Here is a 23,113-nt window from a genome sequence, read left to right as displayed (position 1 = left end):
GCGTCCGGTTACCGGCGCGGCCTGGTGGCCGGGTGTGTCTCGCTGGCCGGGTTCGTCGGCGGCGCGGTCGTCGGCGTATGGGCGCTGCCGTGGGTGACCGGCCAGGTGGCGCGGGGCACGGCCACGGCGACGGTGCTCGCGGTGCTGACCGTGCTGGTGCCCGCCGCGGTGGGCCATGAGCTGGCAGGCCGGCTCGCGCTGCGGCTGCGCGGGGGCCTGGACAAGGGCCCGCTGCGGGTGGTGGACGGCGTCGGGGGCGCGGCGGCCAACGCGGTCGCGGTGCTGATCGTGGCCTGGGTGGCGGCGAGTGTGCTCAGCGCGGCCCCCTCCCCCGCGCTGACCACGGCGATCCGGGACTCCTCGCTGCTCGGTGCCGTCCAGCGGACGATGCCGGAGACGACTCCGGCCTGGTTCTCCCGGGCCACCTCGGCGCTCACCGACGCGGGCTTCCCGCAGGTCTTCAACCCGTTCGAGAACGAGTCGACGGCGCAGGTGCCGCGTCCCACCGGGGACAGCGTCACGGCGGCCGCGACGAACGCCGCCAAGGCGAGCACGGTCAAGATCGAGGGGGTCTCGGGCAGCGAGGGCCGGGAGGGCAGCGGGTTCGTGTTCGCGCCGGGGCGGGTGATGACCAACGCGCATGTGGTGGCGGGCATCGCCCGGCCGAGCGTGCGGGTGGGCGGGGTCGGCCCGGTGTATCCGGCGCGGGTGGTGCTCTTCGACCCCGACCGTGATGTGGCGGTGCTGTATGTGCCGGGGCTCACCGCGCCGGTGCTGCGCTTCGACACCGGTGCCTCGCGCGGGGACTCGGCGGTGGTTGCGGGCTATCCGCAGGACGGCAGCCTGAACCTCCAGGCGGCGACCGTGGGGAACCTGGTGCGGGCGACCGGGCAGAACATCTACAGCGACGGCGCGGTCACCCGGGAGATCTACTCGATCCGCTCCACGGTCCGCCCGGGCAACTCCGGCGGGCCGCTGCTGACGACGGACGGCCGGGTGTTCGGGGTGGTGTTCGCCCGCTCCACCTCGGACGCCGAGACGGGGTACGTGCTGACGGCGTCCGAGGTGGCGGCGGACGCCCAACGGGCGGCCACGGCGACGGCGGCGGTGGACACGGGCGCGCTGGTGGGCTGAGCGTGGCCGCCCCGGCCGCCCGGTCCACCCCGTTCACCCGGTCCGCTTACAGGGCGCGGCCCATGGAGATGTCGTCGACGTAGGCGCCGTCGAGGAGGAACTCTTCCGGGCTGACGCCCTCCACGGTGAAGCCCTCGGCCTCGTAGAGCTTCCTGGCCGGGGTGTTGTGGCCGAGCACGCGCAGGTTCAGCCGGCGGGCGCCGCGCACGCGGGCCTCGGCCACGGCGGCCCGGATCAGCGCCCGCCCCAGGCCCCGGCCACGGGCCTCCTCGGCGACCACGAAGCCCTGGATCGTGAGGATGTGCGCGTGGGCGGGCAGCGGGATCATCTGGACGAGCCGGATGTACCCGACGACGTGCCCGTCCAGTTCGGCCACGAGGAAGTCCTCGGGCCGGTGGCGCTCGTCGAAGAGCGGCGGGTACGGCGGCTCGGGGCGGGGCATCACCGCGTGCAGGGTGGACCAGGTGGCCTGGTCGAGGTGGGCGAGGGGTTCCTCGTCGGCGAGCGTGGCGGGGCGTATGTGCGACTCGGGCATGGTGGTCACCCTAAGTCGGGGGTTCCCGGGCGGCCTACGGGGTTTCCGTGTCCGCGCTCCGGGCGGCCTGCGGGGTGGGTCTCCATGTCCGCGCCTCGGGTGGCCCAGGGGGCTTCCTGTCCGCGCTCCGGGCGCGCGCGGGCGCTTCGGGGTGGCGCGCAAGGGCGTCGTGCGGCGCGCGGAACGGATGTGACCGTATGCGACCTCCATGCGACCGTGCCCTGTCCATGCGCGACTCCTTACGACCGATCACGGCGCTGATACTCGACCCGAACTCGGGTATCCCTGAAGCCGGTTGGGGGCACAACGTCTCCACCGACCGCTCAGCGCAACCACAGGAGGGGCCTCGTGCTTGAGCCCGCGAACCAGGTGGACGTCGTCATCGTGGGGGCCGGAATCGCCGGACTCTCGGCGGCCCACCGGCTCACCAGCGCAGGAGTAACGACCGCAGTCCTGGAGGCCGCCTCCTGTGTCGGCGGCCGCATGGCGACGGAGAAGGTCGACGGTTTCCGGCTCGACCGGATCGGACAGCTGCTGTCCACGGCGTATCCCGAACTCCGGCTGACGCCGGGGCTGGACTCCCTGGTCCTGCGGTCCTTCGCGCCGGGCGTGCTGCTGCATCGCGACGGGCGCACCCATCGGGCGGGCGCGCCGGCGAACGGAGGAGGCGCAAGGGGCGCACTCCATGCGGTGCGCGCCCTGGCGAGCGCCCCCAGGGGAGCGGCAGCGCCGCCCGGAAGGGGCGGTGGCGCACCGGTGGGCGGCGCGATGGACCAGGCGCGGCTCGGCGCGGCGCTGAGCCGGATCGCCGCGATGCCGGTCGAACGGCTGCTCGCCCGCCCGGAACTGCCCGCGGCCCAGGCCCTCGCCGCCCGGGGGGTCCCGGTCCGCACGGTCGAGGGGTTCCTGCGGCCACTGCTCGCCGCGCTGCTGTGCGACCCGGAGCTGACGACGTCCAGCAGGTGTGCGGACCTCGCGCTGCGGGCGTTCGCGGGCGGGCGGCTGTGTGTGCCGGAGGGCGGCGCGGACATGCTGCCGGAGCTGCTGGCGCGGGGGCTGCCGCGGGGCACGGTGCACACCGGGGTGCGGGTCACCTCGGTGTCCACGACCTCGGTGACCACGGCGGAGCACGGGCTGATCCGCTGCCGTGCGGTGCTGCTGGCGACCGACGCGCGCTCGGCGGCGGAGCTGCTGCCGGGGCTCAGGGTGCCGGAGTTCCATCCGGTGACGGTGGTCCACCACACGACGGACGAGCCGGCGGCGGCGTTCGCCACCGGGGCGTCGCTGCTGCTGGACGCGGACCGGGGCGGGCCGGTGGCGCACACGTCGGTGCTCAGCAATGTGGACCCGAGCCGGGCGCCGGGCGGGCGGGTGCTGATCTCCTCGACGGTGCTCGGCACCCCGCCGCAGGGCGTGGACACCGCGGTCCGCATCCATCTCTCCCGGCTGTACGGCATGTCCACGCGCCGCTGGGAGACGCTGGCCGTGCATCACACCCCGGAGGCGGTCCCGGTCATGCGCCCCCCGCACGACCTCCGCCGCCCGGTGCGCCTGCTCGCCGGCCTCTACGTCTGCGGCGACCACCGCGGCACCAGCACCCTCCAGGGCGCCCTCCACTCCGCGCACCGCGCCACCAGGTCCATCCTCTCCGACCTGGGCACCACCGGCTCCCTGCACAGCGCCGACCCGGCCCCGACCATGCCCAAGGCGGCCTGACCCCGCCCCGCCGGGCCACACCACGACGGCGTGACCCGGCGGTACCGCGTCCGCTCCCGGTCAAGTCGGCCGGGAGCGACCTCAGTTCAGGGCCGCCACCTTCTCGTGGTACGTCCGCGCCGGGGCCGCGTCCTTGTAGGGCTCCAGGCGGCGTTCGAAGTCGCGGATGTACTCGATGGCGCGGGCGCTGCGCATGTCGGCGGCCTGGGCCGCGGCCTCCGTGGCCAGCGCGCACGCCTGGTCGAGTTCACCGAGGCCGAGACGGGCCGTGGCGAGGACGACCCGGCAGAAGAGCCTGCTGCGGGCGTACGCGGGGGCGCGCAACTGGAGCGAGCGCTCCGCGTATTGTGCGGCCGCGCGGAACTGCTGGAGGTCCCGGTGGCAGTGCCCCAGCTCGTCCGCGAGCTGCGCCTCGTCGAAGAACCGCGCCCAGTACGGCACTTCGTCCCCGGGCCGGGCCGCCTCCAGCGCCCGCTCGGCCCGCACCAGCGCCGCCGTGCACGCCCGCACCTCCCCCAGCACCCCGTGCGCCCGCGCCTCCGCCGCGTGCAGCAGCGACTGCACGGCCGGCGGTCCCCCGGTACCGATCCCCTGCTGGGCGACCCGGGCCAGCTGCACCGCCTCCCTGCCGTGCCCGAGATACACCGCCTGCCTGCTCATCGTGACCAGCACGAAGGAGCCGTACGGCCGGTCCCCCGCCGCCTGCGCGAGCCGCAGCGCCTGCACGAAGTACCGCTGGGCCAGCCCGTGCGCGGCGATGTCGTACGACGTCCAGCCCGCGAGCCGGGTCAGGTCCGCGGCCGCCGAGAACAGCCGGCGCCCGGTGCCCTCGTCGTAGCTGCCGCGCAGCATCGGCTCGCACTCGTGCTCCAGGTACCGCACCAGCGCCTGCCGCGCGTGCCCGCCGCCGAACCGGTCGTCCAGGGTGCGGAACAGCTCGCCCACCGAGCGCAGCGCGGCGATGTCGCCCGCGCCGACCCGGTGCCCGGGGATCCGCTCCAGGGGTCCGCGCGGCCGGGGCCGCCCGACCGGTGTCCGCAGCAGCACCCCCGGGCGCCCCTGTGCGGGCACCCGGGGCGCCGGCTCCCGGGCCACCCGGTCGTCGGGCTTGCCGATCAGCCAGTCCCGGCTGGGCACGACGAGCCCCGCCGGGGTGAACGCGATCTTGCGCAGCTCGGCATGGCTGCCGGAGTCCTTGCGCCACAGCCCGCTGACGATGTCCACGGCCTCCTCCGGGGTGGCCGCGAACTCCAGCCCGGCGTACACCGGCGCACACGCGTCCAGGCCGAGATCCTGGGCGGAGAGCCGGCGCCCGAGCCGGCGGGTGAACACCTCGGCGATCAGCGCGGGCGTCGTACCTCTCGGCTGCTGGCCGCGCAGCCAGCGGGTGACGGAGGTCTTGTCGTATCTGAGATCCAGCCCGTGTTCCAGGCCGAGCTGGTCGACGCGCCGGGCCAGACCCGCGTTGGAGAACCCCGCCTCTGCGATGAGCGCGGCGAGCTGGCGGTTGGGTGTGCGCTGCGCGGGTCGGTCCGTCATCTGTGGTGCGGTCTCCTGCCTCCGGGCGTCGTGACGTGCCGGGATTGCCTGTGAGCAGCCCTTTTGGCCTCGTGAACGGCGCGAATGTAGCGGAGAGTGAGCACCCGGTCGGATACTTCAGCTTTCATTCATCCGATCGTGTGAGGATTGCCCGCAGGGCTGACGGCTCGCGGACGGACGTACAGTGGCGTGGGCGCGTTACGTGCCTGACATCGCTAGGGAGGCGCTTGCCGTGAGTGAATTGCGGTTCGTCCGTATGGGGTTCGGCGCGGAGGCCGTCGACTACCAGGAGGCATGGGACGAGCAGCGCCGGGTGCACGCCGCCCGGTTCGCCGACGAGATCCCGGACACGCTGCTGCTCCTGGAGCACCCCCCGGTCTACACGGCGGGCCGGCGCACGGAGGACAGCGAGCGCCCGCTGGACGGCACCCCGGTGATCGACGTGGACCGCGGCGGCAAGATCACCTGGCACGGCCCGGGCCAGCTGGTGGGCTACCCGATCCAGAAGCTCCCGCGCCCGGTGGACGTGGTGGCGCATGTACGACGCCTCGAAGAGGCCCTGATCCGCACCTGCGCGGAGTTCGGTCTGGAGACCACCCGCGTCGAGGGGCGCAGCGGCGTCTGGGTGCTCGGCGACCCCGTCGAGCAGCGGCCCGCGATCGGCGGCCTCTCCCTCGACTTCGACCCCCGGCTGACCGACGAGGAGTTCGACCCTCGTCTGAACGGCCCCGAGTACGCTCCCTCCAACGCCGGCCAGCGCCGCGAGGACCGCAAGATCGCCCAGATCGGCATCCGCGTCGCCAAGGGCGTCACCATGCACGGCTTCTCGTTCAACGTCTGCCCCGACATGAAGTGGTTCGACCGCATCATCCCCTGCGGCATCCGCGACGCGGGCGTGGCCTCCCTGGCGAGCGAGCTGGGCCGGGACATCACGGTGGAGGAGGTCGTACCGGTGGCCGAGAAGCATCTGCGGGAGGTCCTGGAGCACGCCGACCTGAGGCCCCGGCCGATCGAGAAGGCGTCCGCCTGACGATCCCCCGGACGGGAATGCGCCCTGCGGTCATGAGGTTGATCTCGTCGCCAGGGCGTGCAGAACACGGGCGTACCCTGGGGGACGCCGAAGAATCAAAGCTGAGGGAGCCGGTCGTGTCCGCAGTCGCACCCGACGGACGCAAATTGCTGCGCCTGGAGGTCCGCAACAGCCAGACCCCCATCGAGCGCAAGCCCGAGTGGATCAAGACCCGGGCGAAAATGGGCCCCGAGTACACCAAGATGCAGAACCTCGTGAAGAGCGAGGGCTTGCACACGGTCTGCCAGGAAGCCGGCTGCCCGAACATCTACGAGTGCTGGGAGGACCGCGAGGCCACCTTCCTCATCGGCGGCGACCAGTGCACCCGTCGCTGCGACTTCTGCCAGATCGACACGGGCAAGCCCGAGGCGCTGGACCGCGACGAGCCCCGCCGGGTGGGCGAGTCCGTGGTCACGATGGACCTCAACTACGCCACCATCACCGGTGTCGCCCGCGACGACCTGGCGGACGGCGGTGCCTGGCTGTACGCCGAGACCGTGCGCCAGATCCACCAGCAGACCGCGGAGCGCGCGAGCGGCCGTACGAAGGTCGAACTGCTCGCCCCGGACTTCAACGCGGTCCCCGAGCAGCTGGCCGAGGTCTTCGAGTCCCGCCCCGAGGTCTTCGCGCACAACGTCGAGACGGTGCCCCGGATCTTCAAGCGGATCCGCCCCGGCTTCCGCTACGAGCGGTCCCTGAAGGTCATCACGGACGCCCGCGACTTCGGTCTGGTCACCAAGTCCAACCTGATCCTCGGCATGGGCGAGACCCGCGAGGAGGTCAGCGAGGCGCTCCGGCAGCTGCACGAGGCCGGCTGCGAGCTGATCACCATCACGCAGTACCTGCGCCCCTCCGTGCGCCACCACCCCGTCGAGCGCTGGGTGAAGCCGCAGGAGTTCGTGGAGCTGAAGGAGGAGGCCGAGCAGCTCGGCTTCTCCGGTGTGATGTCCGGCCCGCTGGTGCGCTCCTCGTACCGCGCCGGCCGCCTGTACCAGATGGCGATCGAGAAGCGCGGGAGCTATGTCGCCGGCCAGGCGGTGTGAGCCCGCACCGCCCGCCCGTGTGTGAATTCGCGCACAAGTGATTACTGGCCAGTAGAGGCCGGTTCGACGCGGTCCTGACCGTCCTCCCTGATGGGGGCGCCCGTCAGGGCCGCGTCAGGGTTTGGGGGTCCCATATCAAGGCTTCATTGGTGTTTGACCGCTCGGACACGCCCTGGTAACACCAATCAGTGACCCTCGAATCACGCCTCGTACACCACCCGCTCGCAGGGGGTATCTCGACCATGCAGGCCTCGCCGGTACGCGCCACCGCCCTCCCCTCCTTCACCGACGCCCTTCGCGCCGTCGAGTCGCTGCTGATGAGCGGCGGCCAGCGCACCGCCCGCCGCAACGCCTGGACCTCGGTCCTGGAGGACCGCCGCCGGGCCAAGGACCGGGTGGAGGCGCAGCGCTTCTACGAGCGGTCCGCGAACGGCTCGTAGCACCGCCGCCCCTCGCGGGCACTGCCGTCGTCCGCGCTCCCGGGGCCACGTAGACTTCGTGCCATGGCGAGGAAGGAAACCGCGGCGGACGCCGCGAATGCCGGGCGACTGAAGCAGATCGCCCTCACATACAAGATGACCCGCAAGGTCGACACCAAGATCGGCCTTGTGCTCGCGGCGGTCGGCCTCGGCACGCTCGCGGTGTTCCTCGTGATCGGCTTCTTGCTGGGCCACCCGGTGTACCTGGGCATCTTCGGTCTGCTGGTGGGCCTGCTGGGGGCGGCGGTCGTGTTCGGCCGCCGGGCCGAGCGGGCCGCCTTCGGCCAGATGGAGGGCCAGCCGGGCGCGGCGGCGGCGGTGCTGGACAACGTCGGCCGGGGCTGGACCACCACCCCCGCGGTGGCGATGAACCGCAGCCAGGACGTGGTGCACCGCGCGGTCGGCAAGGCCGGCATCGTGCTGGTCGCCGAGGGCAACCCGAACCGGGTGAAGAGCCTGCTGGCCGCCGAGAAGAAGAAGATGAACCGCATCGTGGCCGATGTGCCGGTGCACGACATCATCGTGGGCACCGGCGAGGGCCAGGTCGAGCTGAAGAAGCTGCGCACCACCATGCTGAAGCTGCCGCGCGTGCTGACCGGCCCCCAGGTGACCACCACCAACGACCGGCTGCGCGCGCTCGGCGACCTGATGAGCAACATGCCGGTGCCGAAGGGTCCGATGCCCAAGGGCATGCGGATGCCGAAGGGCGGCAAGAGCGGCCGCTAGGCCCGCGACGCGGGTCCGACTCGCGGCACGACTCGTAGTACGACGATGGGGGCGCCCCCATCGTCGTACCGCTCGCCCCCGTAAGGGCTTCAGACGCGGACCTCGACCGTCTTGGCCAGCCGGTCGTGCAGACCGCGGCCGTCCCGGTCCCAGACCAGGGCGGGGATGGCGAGGCACAGCAAGGCGGTGCGGACCAGGGAGCGCAGCGGATTGACGGTGCCGGTCTCCAGGGCCACGACCCGGATGCCGAACAGGCGCTTGCCCGGGGTGAAGCCGATGGTGCCGACCAGCAGGGCGCTCATGACGAAGAAGACGCCGAGCGCCCAGTTGCCGGTGCCCTGGTCGTAGCCATGCGTGATCAAGCTGTATGCGATCAGCAGGCACAGCGCCCAGTCGACCGCGATGGCCCCGAGCCGCCTGCCCGGCCGGGCCAGCGAGTTGGGGCCCTCCTCGGGGAGACCCAGCTGCTCACCCCGGTAACCGAAGTCCGCGCCGGCGTCTTCCATGGCCGCGCGAGGGCCGGAGAGCCACGATCCGATTGCCTGCCTGTTGTCCACCCGACCACGGTACTGCGTCCCCATATGACCGGGGGACGCCGGGGTGTCCCGGGGCTACGGTTGAGGAGTGGCCGGTTAACTTCTGCGAAACAATCGGGTCACGCCGGAGAAATCACCCGTCCCTAGGGTCAGGACGAGCGTGTGCCACCGCACTGGCCGCACGAACGATCTACCACCCCGGCGAGGACGGTCGGGAGTAGGAGGAGCTGGATGTTCCAGAACGCCGACGAGGCCAAGAAGTTCATCGCGGACGAGGACGTCAAGTTCATCGACGTCCGGTTCTGCGACCTGCCGGGCATCATGCAGCACTTCACCGTGCCCGCGGAGGCGTTCGACCCGGACGAGGAGCTGGCCTTCGACGGATCCTCGATCCGCGGTTTCCAGGCCATCCACGAGTCCGACATGGCGCTGCGGGCCGACCTGTCCACGGCCCGTGTGGACCCGTTCCGCCGGGACAAGACGGTCAACATCAACTTCTTCATCCACGACCCGATCACGGGCGAGCAGTACTCCCGTGACCCGCGCAACGTGGCCCGCAAGGCGGAGGCGTACCTCGCCTCGACCGGCATCGCGGACACCGCGTTCTTCGGTCCCGAGGCCGAGTTCTACGTGTTCGACTCGGTGCGCTTCCAGACCAGCGCGAACGAGTCCTTCTACCACATCGACTCCGAGGCGGGCGCCTGGAACACCGGCGCCGTGGAGAACAACCGCGGCTACAAGGTCCGCTACAAGGGCGGCTACTTCCCGGTCGCGCCGGTGGACCACTTCGCCGACCTGCGCGCCGAGATCTCCCTGGAGCTGGAGAACTCCGGCCTGAAGGTGGAGCGCCAGCACCACGAGGTGGGCACGGCCGGCCAGGCGGAGATCAACTACAAGTTCAACACGCTGCTCGCCGCCGCCGACGACCTCCAGCTCTTCAAGTACATCGTGAAGAACGTGGCCTGGCGCAACGGCAAGACCGCGACCTTCATGCCGAAGCCGATCTTCGGTGACAACGGCTCGGGCATGCACGTCCACCAGTCGCTGTGGAGCAACGGCGACCCGCTGTTCTACGACGAGGCCGGGTACGCGGGCCTGTCCGACACCGCCCGCTACTACATCGGCGGCATCCTCAAGCACGCCCCGTCGCTGCTGGCCTTCACCAACCCGACGGTGAACTCGTACCACCGCCTGGTGCCGGGCTTCGAGGCGCCGATCAACCTGGTGTACTCGCAGCGCAACCGCTCCGCCGCGATGCGTATCCCGATCACCGGCTCCAACCCGAAGGCCAAGCGCGTCGAGTTCCGGGCGCCCGACTCCTCCGGCAACCCGTACCTCGCCTTCTCGGCGCTGCTCCTGGCGGGCCTGGACGGCATCAAGAACAAGATCGAGCCGGCCGAGCCGATCGACAAGGACCTCTACGAGCTGGCCCCCGAGGAGCACGCGGGCGTCGCCCAGGTCCCGACCTCCCTCGGCGCCGTCCTCGACCGCCTGGAGTCCGACCACGAGTTCCTCCTCCAGGGCGACGTCTTCACGTCCGACCTGATCGAGACCTGGATCGACCTCAAGCGCACCCAGGAAATCGCCCCCTTGCAGCTGCGCCCGCACCCGCACGAGTTCGAGCTGTACTTCGACGTGTAAGCCGCGCGCACCCCGGAATGAAGGCTGCCACCCGTGCGGGTGGCAGCCTTCGTCATGCGGGCCCCGCGCACGGAACGAGCGGGACTACTCCGCGGTCGGCTCGGGGATGCGCCACGTGATCCGGAAGCGTTCGGCGTCGGGCAGCCCGAGCGGGCCGACCGGGCTGATCTGCTTGATCAGATAGCCGAAGACCATGTGATGCGCCTCCTCCGAGACCTCGTCCCAGGTGTCCGGGGTCACGATCATCACCTCGTGCATCAGACTCACGTCCGACTCGTTCTCCAGCATCTCCGCCCGGTCGTCCCGGTCCATCGTCTCGTCGGCACGCATGGCACGGATCGACTCCGCGAGGAGATTCGGCTCATGCCTCAGCCGCCGGTGTATCTCCTGGCAGCCGTAGCGGAAAGCCGCGTACGCCTCCATGGCCTCCCGATCGGGATTGCTGTAGCCGTACGGCGAGCCTTCCGCCGCGCCTATGTAGTCGCCCTTCAGCGTGTGCAGCAAGACCCTGAGCGCGTGTTCGGCGCCCTGCTCCTCGATGAACCGCATCATCGCCTGCACCCAGTGGTCTTCGGGTACCAGCGGCTCGTGCGGGGCGGCGAGCGAGGGGTGAATCTCGATGGCGCTGAACGGGTTCACCAGGATGCCCATGATCATCTCCGGCGTCCACTTGCCGTCCTCACCTCCCCAACCGCCGTTGACGAGCTCCTGGAACGACTTCAGCGCCCCCGACTCCCCTTCGCGGACGGCACGCCACAGCGGGAGGAACCTGGCGGTCTCCAGATCCTCGTCCCGGGGCGGACTGCACTGCCCGGCCAGAGCCGTGACGATGTCGTGCACGGTCTCCCACCGCGGCACTCGTTTTCCCTGGACGGCGGACCTGACGCTCTCGTGGCTGGCATCCGAGAGCCTGTCGTCGCGGCCCCGGATGAGCGTGCTCACCTTACGGAAGCTCAACCGGCCGGCCGCACGATGCAGTTCTTGCAGTGCTTCGACCAAGTCCTTGTGCGGGCCTTCTGGTTGGGGCGGGGCGCTGGGAGCAGCCACGTACGTTCCTCCGTGCTCGAGTTGTCAAGTTCGCCGATGACTCAGAAGCCGTCGGCCGGAGCCGAGTCAGCTTTCGTCAAGTTCACCATTCGGGGCGCCAAACCGTGACTCGCGGCCAATCGGTGAGGTGAGCATGGAGAAGGCGCCGGTGAAGCGCCGACCACTCAAGGAGTCACCCCGCATGCACATTCCGCCCTACGCCCATGACACGATCCGCGCCGCGTTGCCCGGCATTCCCACCTCTCGCCAGGTAGGGGCTCTGGATTGCTGCGTATGCGACGAGCCGTTCGGCGAAGACCTCGCCGCCATACCGCTCGGGCCGACGCCGACCTCGGGACTGTTCGGATGCCGCCCTTGTCTGACCCGATTGGTCAGACAAGCGCGACGGGCCCGTGACACCTCGCTCACCCGAAAAGCCGAACAGGTCCGGGCGGAGCAGGCGGCCTGGTTGCCGGTGCGCGAACGTCATCTCGCCCGGCTCGACAGGGTTCGGCAGGCCGCAGAGGCCGTGGCAGAACTGGCCCGGGGGACGGAGACCAAGGCGCGGCAGATCGCCTGGCTTCTGGTCTCGTTGGAATCGGCGTTCAACTGGATACCGGACGCACCGGAACCACCTGCCTCTGTGGACGATGGCGAATCGGAACTGAGGGAGGAGGCTTTCCGGCTCGACCTTTCCCTGATCGCGGCGCGTGAGGCGGTGGCCGAGCGGCTTGCCTATCACCTGATCAATGAGGCACAGCCCGACGAGCCCGAGATGTGCGAGGAGTTCGAATGCCCGGAGGACTGCTCGGGGCGCCATGACTCCTCGCACATCGATTGCGGGCCGGACAGCATCTTCGAAGACCTGGCCGAGCACGGCGTCGCCGTGGAGAAGCCGGAGCCCGAACCCCTGTCGCCCCGGCTCGCGGCTCTCCTCGGGAAGAAGGGCGAGACCGAGGAGAAACGCGCTCCGCTGCCGGACATCGAGGAACAAGCCCCCGTGGTTCTGGCGCACTTCGGCATCGAGACGGACGACCTGGACGTCCTGACGAGTGCGGCGGCAGTCGGCCTCGTCGCCGATGCCTGGCGCGACGGGCCGCTGGACGAGATCCACAGGGCCGACGACGGCCCCACCGACGGAGAGGTCTTCGCGCAGAGCGTCGATCTCTACCGCAGGGCCCGTGCAGCTCTGGTGGCCGCACAGCACGAAGGACCCGAGGCGCTGCTCGCGTTCACTGCCGTCGCCTCGGATCTGGACCTCCCCTGGGCCGGAGGTTCACGTTTCACACTGCGGGCAACGGCCCAACCGCTGGAGGAGTTCGTTCAACACGTCGAAAACCGGACCTGGTTCACCATGGAAGTGATGCGTGAACAGGGCTGGCGCGCAGGGCTGCTCCACAGAGCCACCTCGGCCGCGATCAAGGCTGCCACCTGCTTCGGTACGCCGGGCTGGCCCGGAGCCGTCACCGCAGCGATGAAGCGGCTGGCCACGCTGGACCGGTCGGGCGCGCCCAAGGCACTCGCCGACCTCGCGGCGGTGGAGACCGGGTTGCTCGATGCTCCCGACCAGTTGGGGATAGATGCCCTCGACTGGATCTGCGACAAGGCGCTGCTCGGCTAGCGCTCCACTCGGCCGACCCGTCACCGACAGGTCCGAGCCGGAAAAGCCCTTGGCACCGGGTAGCATCGGTGTGTCCGGCTCGCGGAGAGTCGGTGGGCGGCATTCTTCCTACGGGCCCGGCACCTTGGGACGCTGCATATGGGCGTGGTTCGCCCAGCTCCGCGAGTATTCATTCGTGGGTTCACTTGGTATGTGACCTGAAGTGCCAGCCGGGGTGGCGCGAGGTATCAACATGCCCAGAAGTACCCACAAATCAGTTGCCCGCGCTCGTATGCAGTACTTGGGTGAACCCAAGGCAGCTGCGCTGGGCTCCGTGCCTCGCGATGGCTCTCTCGGCCTGGACGCATGTTCTCCGGAGCAGCGGAAGCTTCGCGCTTTGCTGGCCCTTGGACTGTTCAACCGAGCGGGGTTCTGGCAGCCTCATCACGGCACCGCCGCTTGGGGGATCCACACTCTTGTCGCGTACGACATCATTGTCTCGCCCCGATTCAAGAGCCTTGTCCTCATCACAGATGTTCCGCATAATGTGGCCCCGTATCTCCTGCCCAGCAGTGACGGTGGAAGCTCTCTGCCGGGGCTCCGTCTGGAAGAGTTCCGGGGTAAACGCACGTACATAGCGCGGCATATGCCCACAGGCGCTCAACTCGTCATAACCGGCAACCCCTCCGGAACGTGGGGAGGAAAGGCGCACCGGTCACCGAGAGGGGACTTCTTCCCGGTCACCAAGCCTCTCACAGGGGCTGAGCGGACTCGGCTCGCCGAAGTTCCCGACATGAGCGAAGACGCCGAGCGTCTGCTGGCGGGCCTCACCTGCCGTATCGCCGCACAGGACGCTGACGGCAAATGGGCGATCGGAAATTGGTTCTCCGATCCCCTGATGCGTCCCGGCTGGCTTACCGACCACGGCGAAGACCGGTACATGAAGCAGCTGCGGGGCTCCGGGAACCGATGGTCGCTCCAGTGGAACGGCTTTCCCTTCGTCGAAGACGTCGCCGCATCGCTGACCGCTTCTCCCATAGGGGTTTCCAGCGCCAGTGCACATGATGCCGGCGACCATCACGAAGTCCGCCTGGGCAGCGCGATATTGCGTCTGGTCGGACAACGGGGATCTCTGAAACGGAAATCGGGGGTGACCCTGTGAGTTGGGACAACCTCAGTCTGGCCATCCTCGCCTCTTTTGGTTGCCTCACTCTTCTACTGGCACAAATAGGAGAGGTTCTGTCCAAAATTCCCCCCATCATTCGCGCCTGGCGACAGGTCCGGAGCGAGCTTCGCAACGAGACGGATCCTGACGACCAGGACACCCCATAGCGTTCGCGCCGACCGAGGCATGGGAAATGCGTATGCGCGGGGCCGCCTCCCCTGAGGGAAGCGGCCCCGGACGTATGTCACAGCCTGGGTGCGTCAGGGCACCACGACCACCACCACGGGGGAGTTGTAGCCGTAGCCGAAGCCGTTGTTGAAGCCGAAGAAGCCGCCGCGGTTGAAGCCGCGGTTGAAGTTGTTGAAGCCGAAGCAGTTACGGCCGTAGCAGCCACGGTTGGTGGAGACGTGGGTCTGGGTGGTCGCCGACGCGGAGCCGGCGGTGGCGACGGTGGCGCCGCCCGCCAGCAGAACGCCGACGGCGGACACCGCGGCGAGACGCCTCGCGCGCTGTGCATTCATCGAACTGCCCTCCTTCCATTCCCCCGGCACCGTTTCGGGCACCGGAAGATGGCCGCACCCGCGCTGTCGGCGGGACGCGGTCGTGGGTGATGCCGCCTGGATTCAGGAAGCAGGGCTGACGTTCCCCTGGTCGACGGGGATGGCGCACGTCCGGCGCACCCTGCGGCGCGGCTCTGCTGAAAATGCTAGCGGCCGGATCAGCACCCGGCATCCGGACGCGAATCGGGCGCAAACGGGCTGCTCAGAGCCGCTGTGCAACCTTTCGTACCGCTCGCGCTTCCTACTTCGGGGGCCCCACGGGATCATGCCCCCGCAGCTGTCCGGACGAGAGAGGTTGAACGGGGAATGTCTGAACAGGACGACTGGGAGCGGGTGTTCGATCATGGTTGGGCGAATTCCGCCCAGCACAAGGAGCCTTCCGCCCGCGCCCGGATGCTCGCCGCCCGCTGGAAGGGGAACCCGCCGGACCCGGCTCCCTTCCGCGCCGACCCGGAGCTCACGGGGTCCCGCCGCTCGTCCTGGGTGTCGACCGCCGTGGTCCTCGGCTGTGTGGCCGCGGTGATCGTGCTGCTGGGGTACGCTCGAATACGGAACGGTTACTGATCGGTCACCGAGAGTAGCGCCGAGGGCGACGAAGGCCGTAGGCCGGCGAGCGGGGTCTGTCGGCCCCCTCGCCATACCGTGCCGCAGGTGCACACTGGACAGCGGGACGAAGGTGCCCGACTGCGGGGTGATGCAAGATGCAGAGCCGCTTTAGGAGCGACCGGCGACTGACCGTGCGGATGACGGTCACGATGTTTCTGCTCGGACTGCTGTACGTGGCCTTCATCGCCGCGCTGCTCGTACTGCTGAAGTCCTGGCTGCTGGTCGTGGTCCTGATGGGCGCGATGTTCGTGGCCCAGTTCTGGTTCTCCGACCGGATCGCGATGTTCGCCATGCACGGGCGGGTCGTGGAGCGCGAGGAGTATCCCGAGCTGCACGCGGTGGTGGACCGGCTGTGCGCGATGGCGGACATGCCGAAACCGACGGTCGCCGTGTCCGAGATGGACATGCCGAACGCGTTCGCGACGGGGCGCAATCCCGATCACGCCGTGGTCTGTGTGACCACCGGGCTGCTGCGCCGGCTGGAGCCCGGCGAGCTGGAGGGCGTGCTGGCGCACGAGCTGTCGCATGTGGCGCACAAGGACGTCGCCGTGATCACCATCGCCTCCTTCCTCGGTGTGGTCGCGGGCCTGCTGGTGCGGTTCGCCTTCTACTCGCAGATCTTCGGCGGGGGCCGCAGGGACCAGAACACCGCCGTCGTCTTCGCGGGCGTGATGGGCGTCTCGGCGGCCGTGTACGCGATCAGTTTCCTGCTGATCCGGGCGCTGTCGCGGTACCGGGAGCTGGCCGCCGACCGCGCCGCCGCGCAGCTGACCGGGCGCCCGTCGGCGCTGGCCTCGGCGCTCACCAAGGTCACCGGGGACATCGCCCGCATCCCCACCAAGGATCTGCGCACGGCCCAGGCGTTCAACGCCTTCTACTTCACCCCGGCGACCGGCAAGGAGCCGGGCATCGAGCGGTTCTTCTCCACTCACCCGACGCTCCAGCAGCGGCTGGACCAGCTGGGCCGGATCTCGGCGGAGCTGGGCGAGACGACCGTACCGCCGGAGGCCGACCGGGCATGAGCGGAGCGGACTCCGGTACATCACGGGTGGCACAGACATCACCACAGAAGGCGGGCTGAGCGTTGGGGTTGCTGGACATCCTGCTGGGGCGCACCAAGCCCGTCGCTCCCGATCTCGACCAGCTCTTCGCGCTGCCCTCGGCCGCCATCACGCTCCAGGCCGCGATGGGCTTCACGCCGACCGGCCGGGGCGCGGTGTGCTTCGCGACCGTGGAGGGCGCGGCCTTCGAGCAGACCCACCGGGAGGTGCAGGCGCTGCTGGACGCGGACACGGAGCGCGCCGGATCGCCGGTGGAGCTGCACCGGGACGACTACGGCTACTCATGGCTGGTCTCCCGCCGCTCCCCCGACCAGCTGCCGCAGCTGGTCAACGATCTGCACGCGGTGAACAGCTCCCTTGAGCTCAACGGCTTCGGCCCGCAGCTGCTGTGCTCGCTGGCCGGTTTCGCCGACGACGCCGGGCGCGCCCTCGCGCTCGTCTACCTCTACAAGCGGGGCACCTTCTACCCCTTCGCCCCGCCGGCCGGGGGCGGTGAGCGCCGGGACAACGCGCTGGAGCTCCAGGTGCGGTCCGTACTCGCCGATGATCTGCGGATCGAGCAGGACCTCTCCCGCTGGTTCCCGGTGTGGGGCGCCCCGGGCCTGTGATCCTTCCGGCGCGACCATGGGCCGGGCGGTGCTGACCGTGCCCGGCGCCGACACGGTCATTCCGGCCGCCGCGCCGCGGGGCCCGCACGAGGCGCCGCCCGACCGCGCCGACCGCCTCCCGGTGCGAACTCCCTGACGCCGACCGTACGTTGGACCGGTGGTTCCGCGATCGCCCCGAGGACGGACGGCGGTTGGTGAGCGCACCGCCGGTGGCGCCGGGCAGCCTCGTCGCGCTGCCCGGCGCCGCGGTGGATCAGCGGCTGTAGCGCATGAACGCTCGCACCATGCGGCACGTGGTGTCGGACGGCGGGCGCATGCCGATCGTCTCGGCGGTGCCCCGGATGGTGTCGTCGCGCGCCTGGTCCGGCAGGTAGACACCGGAGTCGAGCAGGGCGATGGCCAGGCGCATGGCCTTCAGCCGCCGGTTGTGCGAGACGTACCACTCCCGGGGGCGCCCGGCCGGCAGGGGCCGCTTCGTGGTGGGCTCGTACGGCGAGTCGAAGAGCACGGGGTGCTGGGCGGTGGACTGGGTCGGCGACGGCTTCGGCTTGAGAGCGGCAGCGGGCACGGGCATCCTCCAGACGCGATCAGGGCACCGGCCGGCGAGCCCGGCGACACCCTCGAACACTGCTTCTATTCTACGGCGGACCACTGACAAAAGGCCCTGGCCACAAGGGCTTTCGGGGCCTCCGGGGCAGGGGTGGTGAACGGGTTTCGCGTACCGTGGGGGCCATGGAGATCTGGATCAACCCGGCCTGTTCGAAGTGCCACAGCGCGATCAGCCTGCTCGACGCCGAGGGGGTCGGGTACACCGTGCGGCGCTATCTGGAGGACGTGCCGAGCGTGGACGAGATCAGGGCCGTGCTCGGGCGCCTCGGTCTGGAGCCGTGGGACATCACCCGGACCCAGGAGGCGGCCGCCAAGGAGCTGGGGCTCAAGGACTGGGCCCGGGACGAGGATTCCCGGGACCGCTGGATCCGCGCGCTGTCCGCACACCCGAAGCTGATCCAGCGGCCGATCATCACGGCGGACGACGGCACGGCCCTGGTGGCCCGGACGGAGGAGGCGGTACGGGAGGCGATCGGGCACGGGTCGACGACGTCCGGGTGACCCCGGATGCGGACCGGTGCACTGCGTCCAGGTACCGGTGGGCAGGCCGGCCGGATCGGGCTTGTCCGGCTGCCGGCCGATCGGCCGCGCCTACGCCGACACGATCCAGCACGGAGACCGGCGCTGCCCGGCGCATCCACGACACACTGCTCCTCACCCGCACCGAGGCGACATGACGCTCATGGTCAACAAAGAGGACGGAGACGGGAAGGTGCACGCGGTACACCGTTCCTGGGGCCACGAGGACATCGGGCAGAGCCAGCCCGCACCGGCCTCACTGGTCCTGACGGTGATGATCCGCACCACCGGCTGACCCGGCACCAACCGCAACGGCCCGTGTCTCCCCGGCGCGAACGGCATGTTCAACCTCACGCCCTGCCGCTCTCTCCCTCGGCCGGACCGCCGGTCAGGCGTCCACGCGGCGCTTGGCGAGCCAGGCGACGATCTCGGGGTCGTGGTGGTCGAAGAACAGCGAGGCGCCGGTGTCGAGGGTGGTGATCCGGGCCATCTGCTCGTCGGTGAGCCGAAAGCCGAAGATGTCGATGTTCTCGGCCATGCGCTCGGCGCGTACCGACTTGGGGATGGCGATGACATCGCGCTGGGTGAGCCAGCGCAGCACGACCTGCGCGACCGACTTGCCGTGCTCCTTGCCGATCTCGGCGAGCAGCGGATCGGTGAACAGGCCGTTCCTGCCTTCGGCGAAGCCTCCCCAGGACTGGATCCGCACACCGTGCTCGCGCATGAGGTCCTGGTAGTCGGCGCGCTGGAAGAAGGGGTGGGTCTCGATCTGGTTGACGGCCGGGGTGATCTCGTTGTTGACGATCAGGTCGATCAGCCGGTCGGGGTAGAAGTTGGCGACACCGATCGCCTTCGCCGTGCCCTCGCGGTTGAGGGCTTCCATGGCGCGCCACTGCCCGTACACGTCGCCGAAGGGCTGGTGCATCAGGTACAGGTCGAGGTGGTCCAGGCCCAGCTTGGTCAGCGATGTCTCGAAGGCGCGCTTGGTGTTGTCCTCGGCAGGGGCGTCCTGGACCCACAGCTTGGTGGTGACGAACAGGTCTTCGCGGGCAATGCCGCTGGACCTGATGGCGCGGCCCACTGCTTCCTCGTTGCCGTAGGCGGCGGCGGTGTCCAGCAGTCGGTAGCCGGCGGCGAGGGCGTCGGAGACGGCACGTTCGGTGTCCTCGGCGGGGATCTGGTAGACGCCGAAGCCGAGGACCGGCATCTCGACACCGTTGTTCAAGGTCACGTACTGCATGGTCGGAAGTCCTTGTTCCTTGTGTGATGCGGGCGCGAAGACGGGAGGTCAGGGGGTGACGAGGGCCTTGAGGACCCGGCGGTCCGCCATGGCCCGGTAGGCGTCCGGGGCCTGGTCGAGGGTGAAGGTCCGATCGAAGACGCGACCGGGGGCGATGGTGCCGTCCAATACGTCGGGCAGGAGCTGCTCGATGTAGGCGCGCGCGGGGCTGGCGCCGCCGGTCAGGGTGATGTTCCGCATGAATTCGGCCGGGCCGATCGGGCCCTGCTCGTACTGCGGGACGCCCAGGCGGCTGATGGTGCCGCCGTCCAGGACCGCGCCGAGCGCGGTGTCCAGAGCCTCTCGGGTGCCGACGGCCTCGATGACCTTGTCCACGCCGCCGGTCAGCTCGCGGATCCGGGCGATGCCCTCCTCGCCGCGCTCGGCGACCACATCGGTGGCGCCGAACTCGCGGCCCAGGCCGGTGCGCGCCTCGTGCCGGCCGGCGAGCACGATCCGCTCGGCGCCGAGCCGTTTCGCGGCGATCACCGCGCACAGGCCGACCGCACCGTCACCGACGACCAGCACCGCGTCGCCGCGGCTGACGCCGGTGGTGACGGCGCCGTGGTGGCCGGTGGTCATCACGTCCGACAGCGCCAGCAGCGAAGGCAGCAGCGCGGAGTCGGCGGCCACCGGCAGCTTCACCAGGGTGCCGTCGGCGTACGGGACCCGGACGGCTTCGCCCTGCCCCCCGTCGACGCCGTCGAAGCCGTACCGGCCGCCGTTGCGGCAGGAGATGTGCAGGCCCTTGGCGCAGTAGTCGCAGGTGCTGTCGCTGTAGGTGAATGGGGCGACGACCAGGTCACCGGCTTTGAGGCCGGTCACGTCGGCGCCCGTCTCCTCGACGACGCCGAGGAACTCGTGCCCCATGGGACAGCCGGTACCGGTGGCGGGCATCGACCGGTAGGGCCACAGATCGCTGCCGCACACGCACGCGGCCGATATGCGCACCACGGCGTCGGTCGGCTGGACGATCTTCGGGTCGGGCCGGTCCTCGACGCGGACGTCTCCGGCTCCGTACATCACTGCTGCACGCATGAGGGCTGCTACTCCAAGAAGAAGGGGGCTGGGTGGTGCGGATGATCAGCGTTCGAGCATCCGCGCCTGGGCCTCGGTGTGGGTGTCACCGGCGGCGGGCGGCAGGCTGCTGAGCTTGTCGAGCTGTTCGCCGGTCAGCGTGATCGAGTCGGCGGCGGTGTTCTCCTCGACGCGGGTCACCCGCTTGGTGCCGGGGATGGGAGCGATGTCGTCACCCTGGGCGAGCAGCCAGGCCAGCGCGACCTGTGCGGGCGTGGCGCCCACCTCGGCGGCCAGGGCCTTGACCTCGTCGGCGAGCACGAGGTTGCGCCGGAAGTTCTCGCCGGTGAAGCGGGGGTTGTCGCGCCGGAAGTCGGAGGCGTCGAACTGGTCGGTGGAGCGGACAGTGCCCGTCAGGAACCCGCGGCCCAGCGGTGAGAAGGGCACCAGGCCGATGTTCAGCTCGCGCAGGACAGGCAGGACGCGCTCCTCGATGCCACGGGTCCACAGGGAGTACTCGGACTGCACCGCGGTGACCGGCTGGACGGCGTGGGCGCGGCGGATCGTGTCGGGGCCCGCCTCCGAGAGACCGAAGGCGCCTACCTTGCCCTCGGTGATCAGCTCCTTGACGGCGCCGGCGGTCTCCTCGATCGGTGTGTTCGGGTCCACCCGGTGCTGGTAGTACAGGTCGATGTGGTCGGTGCCCAGCCGCTTCAGGGAGCCCTCGACCGCCGTGCGGATGTTGGCCGGGCCGGAGTCCAGGTTCCATGCGCCGGCGCCGCCGTGGGAGACGAGGCCGAACTTCGTGGCCAGCACCGCCTTGTCCCGGCGCCCCTTGAGCGCCTTCCCGAGCAGTTCCTCGTTGGTGTAGGGGCCGTAGATCTCGGCGGTGTCGATGAGGGTGACGCCCAGCTCCAGCGCCCGGTGCACGGTCCTGATCGACTCCGCGTCGTCGGTACCGGAGCCGGTGTAACCGTGGGACATGCCCATCGCGCCCAGGCCGATCCGGGAAACCTCCAGGTCACGCAGCTTGATGTACCGCATCTCGCCCTCTTTCGATCCATGACGTCGCCCGGTTTCCCACCCTCGCCGGGCCCTGCAGGTCGTGGCCGCCGGGGCCTGGGGGCGGCGAGGGTGCCGGCGTCTTGCTCATTCACCTTCGCCCGGATCGCTCCGGTGTGGCAGGGCGGGCTCTTCAGGGGTAACGACAGGGCCCCCCTCCTGCCCGCGGGGCGGGTGCCCGACAGGTGAGACTGGAGTCATGGCATCCGAGAGCGCGCACAGCGAGGGCGCCGAGCTGGGCCGCTATCTGCGCGCCCGCCGCACCCAGACCAGCCCCGACCACGTCGGTCTCACCGTCGGCGCCGGCATCCGCCGCACCCCCGGGCTGCGCCGTGAGGAGCTGGCCACCCTCGCCGGCATCAGCATCGACTACTACGTGCGCCTGGAGCGCGGCAAGGAGACCCGGCCAAGCCCCGCTGTCCTCGACTCGCTCGCCCGGGCCTTGCGCATGGACGACCAGGAGCACCAGCACCTGCGCGAGCTCGCCGCCCGTGCCGCGCGCTACGCCCCCGAACCGCCGCCCGCGCCCAGCCGCACCGTGCGCCCGCATCTCAAGCTGCTGCTGGAGTCGCTGCGCCCGAACCCGGCCTATGTCATCAGCCGCAGCATGGACGTGCTCGCCTGGAACCCTGGCGGCCTCGCCCTGTACGCGGGGCTGGACGACTGGCCGGCAAAGCACCGCAACCTCGCCCGTTACCTGTTCCTGCACCCCGCGGCCCGCGACCTCTTCGCCGACTGGGACCGGCAGATCAGCGCCTGCGTCGCCCGTCTGCGCGCCATCGCCGGCACCGCCCCCGACGCCCCCGACCTCACCAACCTCGTCGGCGAACTCCTGCTCAAAAGCCCCGACTTCGCCGGTCTCTGGGAGCGCTACGAGGTGACCGGCCGCAAGCCCGCGCAGAAGACGTTCCAGCACCCCCAGGTCGGCACGATCACGCTCACCTCGCAGTCGCTCCACGTGGAAGGCACCCCCGGCCAGCGCATCGGCGTCTACACCGCGGAACCCGGCAGCTCCGACCACGACGCGCTGATCATCCTCGACAACACCGCACCTGGACCCGCGCACACCCGCGCGCCGTACCCGCCGAAAGCCATCGGGCAGCGGCCGTAGACAGACCCCCGCACGGGCCCTCGAAGGGACGCGGGACCGGGTGAGCGATCCGCACGACCGTCCCGGCCCCCGTTCCACCTCGGCGCCGCGCTGTCGAGGGTGATGAGAGGGAACGCCCCTCAATGGCGGAACGCGCCACACCGACCGGTTCATCCGAGGAGAAATCCGATTCTCCGGCCCCTGTTCCGTGAACGGATCGGTGAGGGGCGGAAACCGAGGCGGAAGTCATCACCATCGGAGATCACGCGCATGAGCGACCAGAAAAACACGGATGAATTCCCCCGGCGCCGCTTCGTCGCGCTCTCGGGCACCGTCGGCGGCGCGGCACTGCTGACCGGTGCGGGAGTCGTCGCGGGTACGAACGCCACGGCGGACACGGCGCACGGCGGGCCCACGCCCACCCCGTCGTGCTCCACCACCCCGCCGCCCGGCGGGGCGAGCCCCTGTCCGCCCGCCCAGCTCCAGCCCCTGT

The 23,113-nt window shown here is 70.3% G+C and carries 24 protein-coding genes and 1 pseudogene; 16 read left to right on the top strand and 9 right to left on the bottom strand.

Annotated features, from left to right (window positions below; all coding sequences use genetic code 11):
• Window positions 1-1,134 (top strand): MarP family serine protease (locus CCN72_RS12810; protein ID WP_086807636.1); only part of this gene is annotated, 1,134 nt, incomplete at its 5' end.
• Window positions 1,135-1,180: 46 nt separating this feature from the next.
• Here the strand turns inward: CCN72_RS12810 and CCN72_RS12805 are convergent.
• Window positions 1,181-1,669, bottom strand: a complete 489-nt coding sequence (locus CCN72_RS12805; protein WP_208637993.1) for a GNAT family N-acetyltransferase — start codon at window positions 1,667-1,669, stop codon at window positions 1,181-1,183.
• Window positions 1,670-2,017: 348 nt separating this feature from the next.
• Between CCN72_RS12805 and CCN72_RS12800 the strand changes: the two genes are divergently transcribed.
• Window positions 2,018-3,385 (top strand): NAD(P)/FAD-dependent oxidoreductase, encoded by a 1,368-nt coding sequence (locus CCN72_RS12800; RefSeq protein WP_086807634.1) that lies wholly within the window; start codon window positions 2,018-2,020, stop codon window positions 3,383-3,385.
• An 81-nt stretch (window positions 3,386-3,466) separates the two neighbouring features.
• Here the strand turns inward: CCN72_RS12800 and CCN72_RS12795 are convergent, their stop codons facing one another.
• Window positions 3,467-4,924, bottom strand: coding sequence for an NsdA family TPR-like regulatory protein (locus CCN72_RS12795; protein WP_086807633.1), 1,458 nt, complete (start codon window positions 4,922-4,924; stop codon window positions 3,467-3,469).
• 232 nt (window positions 4,925-5,156) lie between these two features.
• Here CCN72_RS12795 and lipB point away from each other — a divergent pair, with 232 nt between their 5' ends.
• From lipB to CCN72_RS12775, 4 genes are all read left to right on the top strand, one after another.
• Window positions 5,157-5,954 (top strand): lipoyl(octanoyl) transferase LipB, encoded by a 798-nt coding sequence (lipB, locus tag CCN72_RS12790; RefSeq protein WP_086807632.1) that lies wholly within the window; start codon window positions 5,157-5,159, stop codon window positions 5,952-5,954.
• Between the two features lie 116 nt (window positions 5,955-6,070).
• A complete protein-coding gene (gene lipA / locus CCN72_RS12785) occupies window positions 6,071-7,036 on the top strand; it encodes a lipoyl synthase (protein ID WP_037652891.1) in 966 nt (321 codons plus the stop codon).
• Window positions 7,037-7,278: 242 nt separating this feature from the next.
• A complete protein-coding gene (locus tag CCN72_RS12780; protein ID WP_086807631.1) occupies window positions 7,279-7,476 on the top strand; it encodes an SCO2195 family GlnR-regulated protein in 198 nt (65 codons plus the stop codon).
• A gap of 63 nt (window positions 7,477-7,539) precedes the next feature.
• On the top strand, window positions 7,540-8,241 hold the full coding sequence (locus CCN72_RS12775; RefSeq protein ID WP_085564385.1) for a DUF4191 domain-containing protein: 702 nt from the start codon (window positions 7,540-7,542) through the stop codon (window positions 8,239-8,241).
• Between the two features lie 89 nt (window positions 8,242-8,330).
• On the opposite strand, the gene CCN72_RS12770 is transcribed toward CCN72_RS12775, so the two are convergent.
• Window positions 8,331-8,798, bottom strand: coding sequence for an RDD family protein (locus CCN72_RS12770; protein WP_086807630.1), 468 nt, complete (start codon window positions 8,796-8,798; stop codon window positions 8,331-8,333).
• Window positions 8,799-9,008: 210 nt separating this feature from the next.
• Between CCN72_RS12770 and glnA the strand changes: the two genes are divergently transcribed.
• Entirely contained in the window at window positions 9,009-10,418 is a 1,410-nt protein-coding gene (gene glnA / locus CCN72_RS12765; RefSeq protein WP_037652883.1) for a type I glutamate--ammonia ligase, read from the top strand.
• A gap of 84 nt (window positions 10,419-10,502) precedes the next feature.
• On the opposite strand, the gene CCN72_RS12760 is transcribed toward glnA, so the two are convergent.
• The gene (locus CCN72_RS12760; RefSeq protein WP_244174210.1) at window positions 10,503-11,276 is read right to left on the bottom strand and encodes a hypothetical protein; all 774 of its coding nucleotides are present in this window, start codon (window positions 11,274-11,276) and stop codon (window positions 10,503-10,505) included.
• 322 nt (window positions 11,277-11,598) lie between these two features.
• Here CCN72_RS12760 and CCN72_RS12755 point away from each other — a divergent pair, with 322 nt between their 5' ends.
• The gene (locus CCN72_RS12755) at window positions 11,599-13,065 is read left to right on the top strand and encodes a hypothetical protein (protein ID WP_244174211.1); all 1,467 of its coding nucleotides are present in this window, start codon (window positions 11,599-11,601) and stop codon (window positions 13,063-13,065) included.
• Window positions 13,066-13,837: 772 nt separating this feature from the next.
• Window positions 13,838-14,206, top strand: a complete 369-nt coding sequence (locus CCN72_RS40445) for a hypothetical protein (RefSeq protein ID WP_244174209.1) — start codon at window positions 13,838-13,840, stop codon at window positions 14,204-14,206.
• A 263-nt stretch (window positions 14,207-14,469) separates the two neighbouring features.
• On the opposite strand, the gene CCN72_RS12745 is transcribed toward CCN72_RS40445, so the two are convergent.
• Window positions 14,470-14,730, bottom strand: coding sequence for a hypothetical protein (locus tag CCN72_RS12745; protein ID WP_037652872.1), 261 nt, complete (start codon window positions 14,728-14,730; stop codon window positions 14,470-14,472).
• 345 nt (window positions 14,731-15,075) lie between these two features.
• Here CCN72_RS12745 and CCN72_RS12740 point away from each other — a divergent pair, with 345 nt between their 5' ends.
• From CCN72_RS12740 to pspAB, 3 genes are all read left to right on the top strand, one after another.
• A complete protein-coding gene (locus CCN72_RS12740; protein WP_086807626.1) occupies window positions 15,076-15,333 on the top strand; it encodes an SCO2583/SCO2584 N-terminal domain-containing protein in 258 nt (85 codons plus the stop codon).
• Between the two features lie 137 nt (window positions 15,334-15,470).
• A complete protein-coding gene (gene htpX / locus CCN72_RS12735; RefSeq protein ID WP_086807625.1) occupies window positions 15,471-16,397 on the top strand; it encodes a zinc metalloprotease HtpX in 927 nt (308 codons plus the stop codon).
• 62 nt (window positions 16,398-16,459) lie between these two features.
• A complete protein-coding gene (gene pspAB / locus CCN72_RS12730) occupies window positions 16,460-17,044 on the top strand; it encodes a PspA-associated protein PspAB (protein ID WP_086807624.1) in 585 nt (194 codons plus the stop codon).
• 253 nt (window positions 17,045-17,297) lie between these two features.
• On the opposite strand, the gene CCN72_RS12725 is transcribed toward pspAB, so the two are convergent.
• A complete protein-coding gene (locus tag CCN72_RS12725; protein WP_085568477.1) occupies window positions 17,298-17,612 on the bottom strand; it encodes a hypothetical protein in 315 nt (104 codons plus the stop codon).
• Window positions 17,613-17,776: 164 nt separating this feature from the next.
• Between CCN72_RS12725 and CCN72_RS12720 the strand changes: the two genes are divergently transcribed.
• Both CCN72_RS12720 and CCN72_RS12715 read left to right on the top strand, forming a co-directional pair.
• Window positions 17,777-18,154, top strand: coding sequence for an arsenate reductase family protein (locus CCN72_RS12720; RefSeq protein ID WP_208637992.1), 378 nt, complete (start codon window positions 17,777-17,779; stop codon window positions 18,152-18,154).
• Between the two features lie 172 nt (window positions 18,155-18,326).
• On the top strand, window positions 18,327-18,467 hold the full coding sequence (locus tag CCN72_RS12715) for a hypothetical protein (protein ID WP_425276142.1): 141 nt from the start codon (window positions 18,327-18,329) through the stop codon (window positions 18,465-18,467).
• 93 nt (window positions 18,468-18,560) lie between these two features.
• On the opposite strand, the gene CCN72_RS12710 is transcribed toward CCN72_RS12715, so the two are convergent.
• Genes CCN72_RS12710 through CCN72_RS12700 form a run of 3 tightly spaced genes read right to left on the bottom strand, consistent with a single transcriptional unit; the run spans window position 18,561 to window position 21,512 of the window.
• Entirely contained in the window at window positions 18,561-19,412 is an 852-nt protein-coding gene (locus tag CCN72_RS12710; RefSeq protein ID WP_086807622.1) for an aldo/keto reductase, read from the bottom strand.
• Between the two features lie 48 nt (window positions 19,413-19,460).
• Window positions 19,461-20,489: a zinc-binding dehydrogenase gene (locus CCN72_RS12705; RefSeq protein ID WP_208637991.1), complete on the bottom strand. Its 1,029-nt coding sequence runs from the start codon at window positions 20,487-20,489 to the stop codon at window positions 19,461-19,463.
• A 45-nt stretch (window positions 20,490-20,534) separates the two neighbouring features.
• On the bottom strand, window positions 20,535-21,512 hold the full coding sequence (locus CCN72_RS12700) for an aldo/keto reductase (RefSeq protein ID WP_086807620.1): 978 nt from the start codon (window positions 21,510-21,512) through the stop codon (window positions 20,535-20,537).
• Window positions 21,513-21,729: 217 nt separating this feature from the next.
• Here CCN72_RS12700 and CCN72_RS12695 point away from each other — a divergent pair, with 217 nt between their 5' ends.
• Window positions 21,730-22,641: a helix-turn-helix transcriptional regulator gene (locus CCN72_RS12695; protein WP_086807619.1), complete on the top strand. Its 912-nt coding sequence runs from the start codon at window positions 21,730-21,732 to the stop codon at window positions 22,639-22,641.
• Between the two features lie 249 nt (window positions 22,642-22,890).
• A pseudogene (locus CCN72_RS38975) lies at window positions 22,891-23,113 on the top strand (hypothetical protein); the annotation flags it as partial.

The sequence above is a fragment of the Streptomyces murinus genome, assembly GCF_002154555.1.
In the GTDB taxonomy this organism is placed as follows: domain Bacteria; phylum Actinomycetota; class Actinomycetes; order Streptomycetales; family Streptomycetaceae; genus Streptomyces; species Streptomyces murinus.
The sequence above is the reverse complement of the archived record's forward strand: the minus strand, read 5'-3'. Positions and strand labels throughout refer to the sequence as shown.

What these genes read in the sequence shown, in the direction of transcription:
- CCN72_RS12805 (WP_208637993.1), bottom strand. Translation starts at nt 1,669, where the DNA reads ATGCCCGAGTCGCACATACGCCCCGCCACGCTCGCCGACGAGGAACCC.
- CCN72_RS12795 (WP_086807633.1), bottom strand. Translation starts at nt 4,924, where the DNA reads ATGACGGACCGACCCGCGCAGCGCACACCCAACCGCCAGCTCGCCGCG.
- CCN72_RS12780 (WP_086807631.1), top strand. Translation starts at nt 7,279, where the DNA reads ATGCAGGCCTCGCCGGTACGCGCCACCGCCCTCCCCTCCTTCACCGAC.
- CCN72_RS12775 (WP_085564385.1), top strand. Translation starts at nt 7,540, where the DNA reads ATGGCGAGGAAGGAAACCGCGGCGGACGCCGCGAATGCCGGGCGACTG.
- glnA (WP_037652883.1), top strand. Translation starts at nt 9,009, where the DNA reads ATGTTCCAGAACGCCGACGAGGCCAAGAAGTTCATCGCGGACGAGGAC.
- CCN72_RS12755 (WP_244174211.1), top strand. Translation starts at nt 11,599, where the DNA reads ATGGAGAAGGCGCCGGTGAAGCGCCGACCACTCAAGGAGTCACCCCGC.
- CCN72_RS40445 (WP_244174209.1), top strand. Translation starts at nt 13,838, where the DNA reads ATGAGCGAAGACGCCGAGCGTCTGCTGGCGGGCCTCACCTGCCGTATC.
- CCN72_RS12745 (WP_037652872.1), bottom strand. Translation starts at nt 14,730, where the DNA reads ATGAATGCACAGCGCGCGAGGCGTCTCGCCGCGGTGTCCGCCGTCGGC.
- CCN72_RS12740 (WP_086807626.1), top strand. Translation starts at nt 15,076, where the DNA reads ATGTCTGAACAGGACGACTGGGAGCGGGTGTTCGATCATGGTTGGGCG.
- htpX (WP_086807625.1), top strand. Translation starts at nt 15,471, where the DNA reads ATGCAGAGCCGCTTTAGGAGCGACCGGCGACTGACCGTGCGGATGACG.
- CCN72_RS12720 (WP_208637992.1), top strand. Translation starts at nt 17,777, where the DNA reads ATGGAGATCTGGATCAACCCGGCCTGTTCGAAGTGCCACAGCGCGATC.
- CCN72_RS12715 (WP_425276142.1), top strand. Translation starts at nt 18,327, where the DNA reads ATGACGCTCATGGTCAACAAAGAGGACGGAGACGGGAAGGTGCACGCG.
- CCN72_RS12710 (WP_086807622.1), bottom strand. Translation starts at nt 19,412, where the DNA reads ATGCAGTACGTGACCTTGAACAACGGTGTCGAGATGCCGGTCCTCGGC.
- CCN72_RS12705 (WP_208637991.1), bottom strand. Translation starts at nt 20,489, where the DNA reads ATGCGTGCAGCAGTGATGTACGGAGCCGGAGACGTCCGCGTCGAGGAC.
- CCN72_RS12700 (WP_086807620.1), bottom strand. Translation starts at nt 21,512, where the DNA reads ATGCGGTACATCAAGCTGCGTGACCTGGAGGTTTCCCGGATCGGCCTG.
- CCN72_RS12695 (WP_086807619.1), top strand. Translation starts at nt 21,730, where the DNA reads ATGGCATCCGAGAGCGCGCACAGCGAGGGCGCCGAGCTGGGCCGCTAT.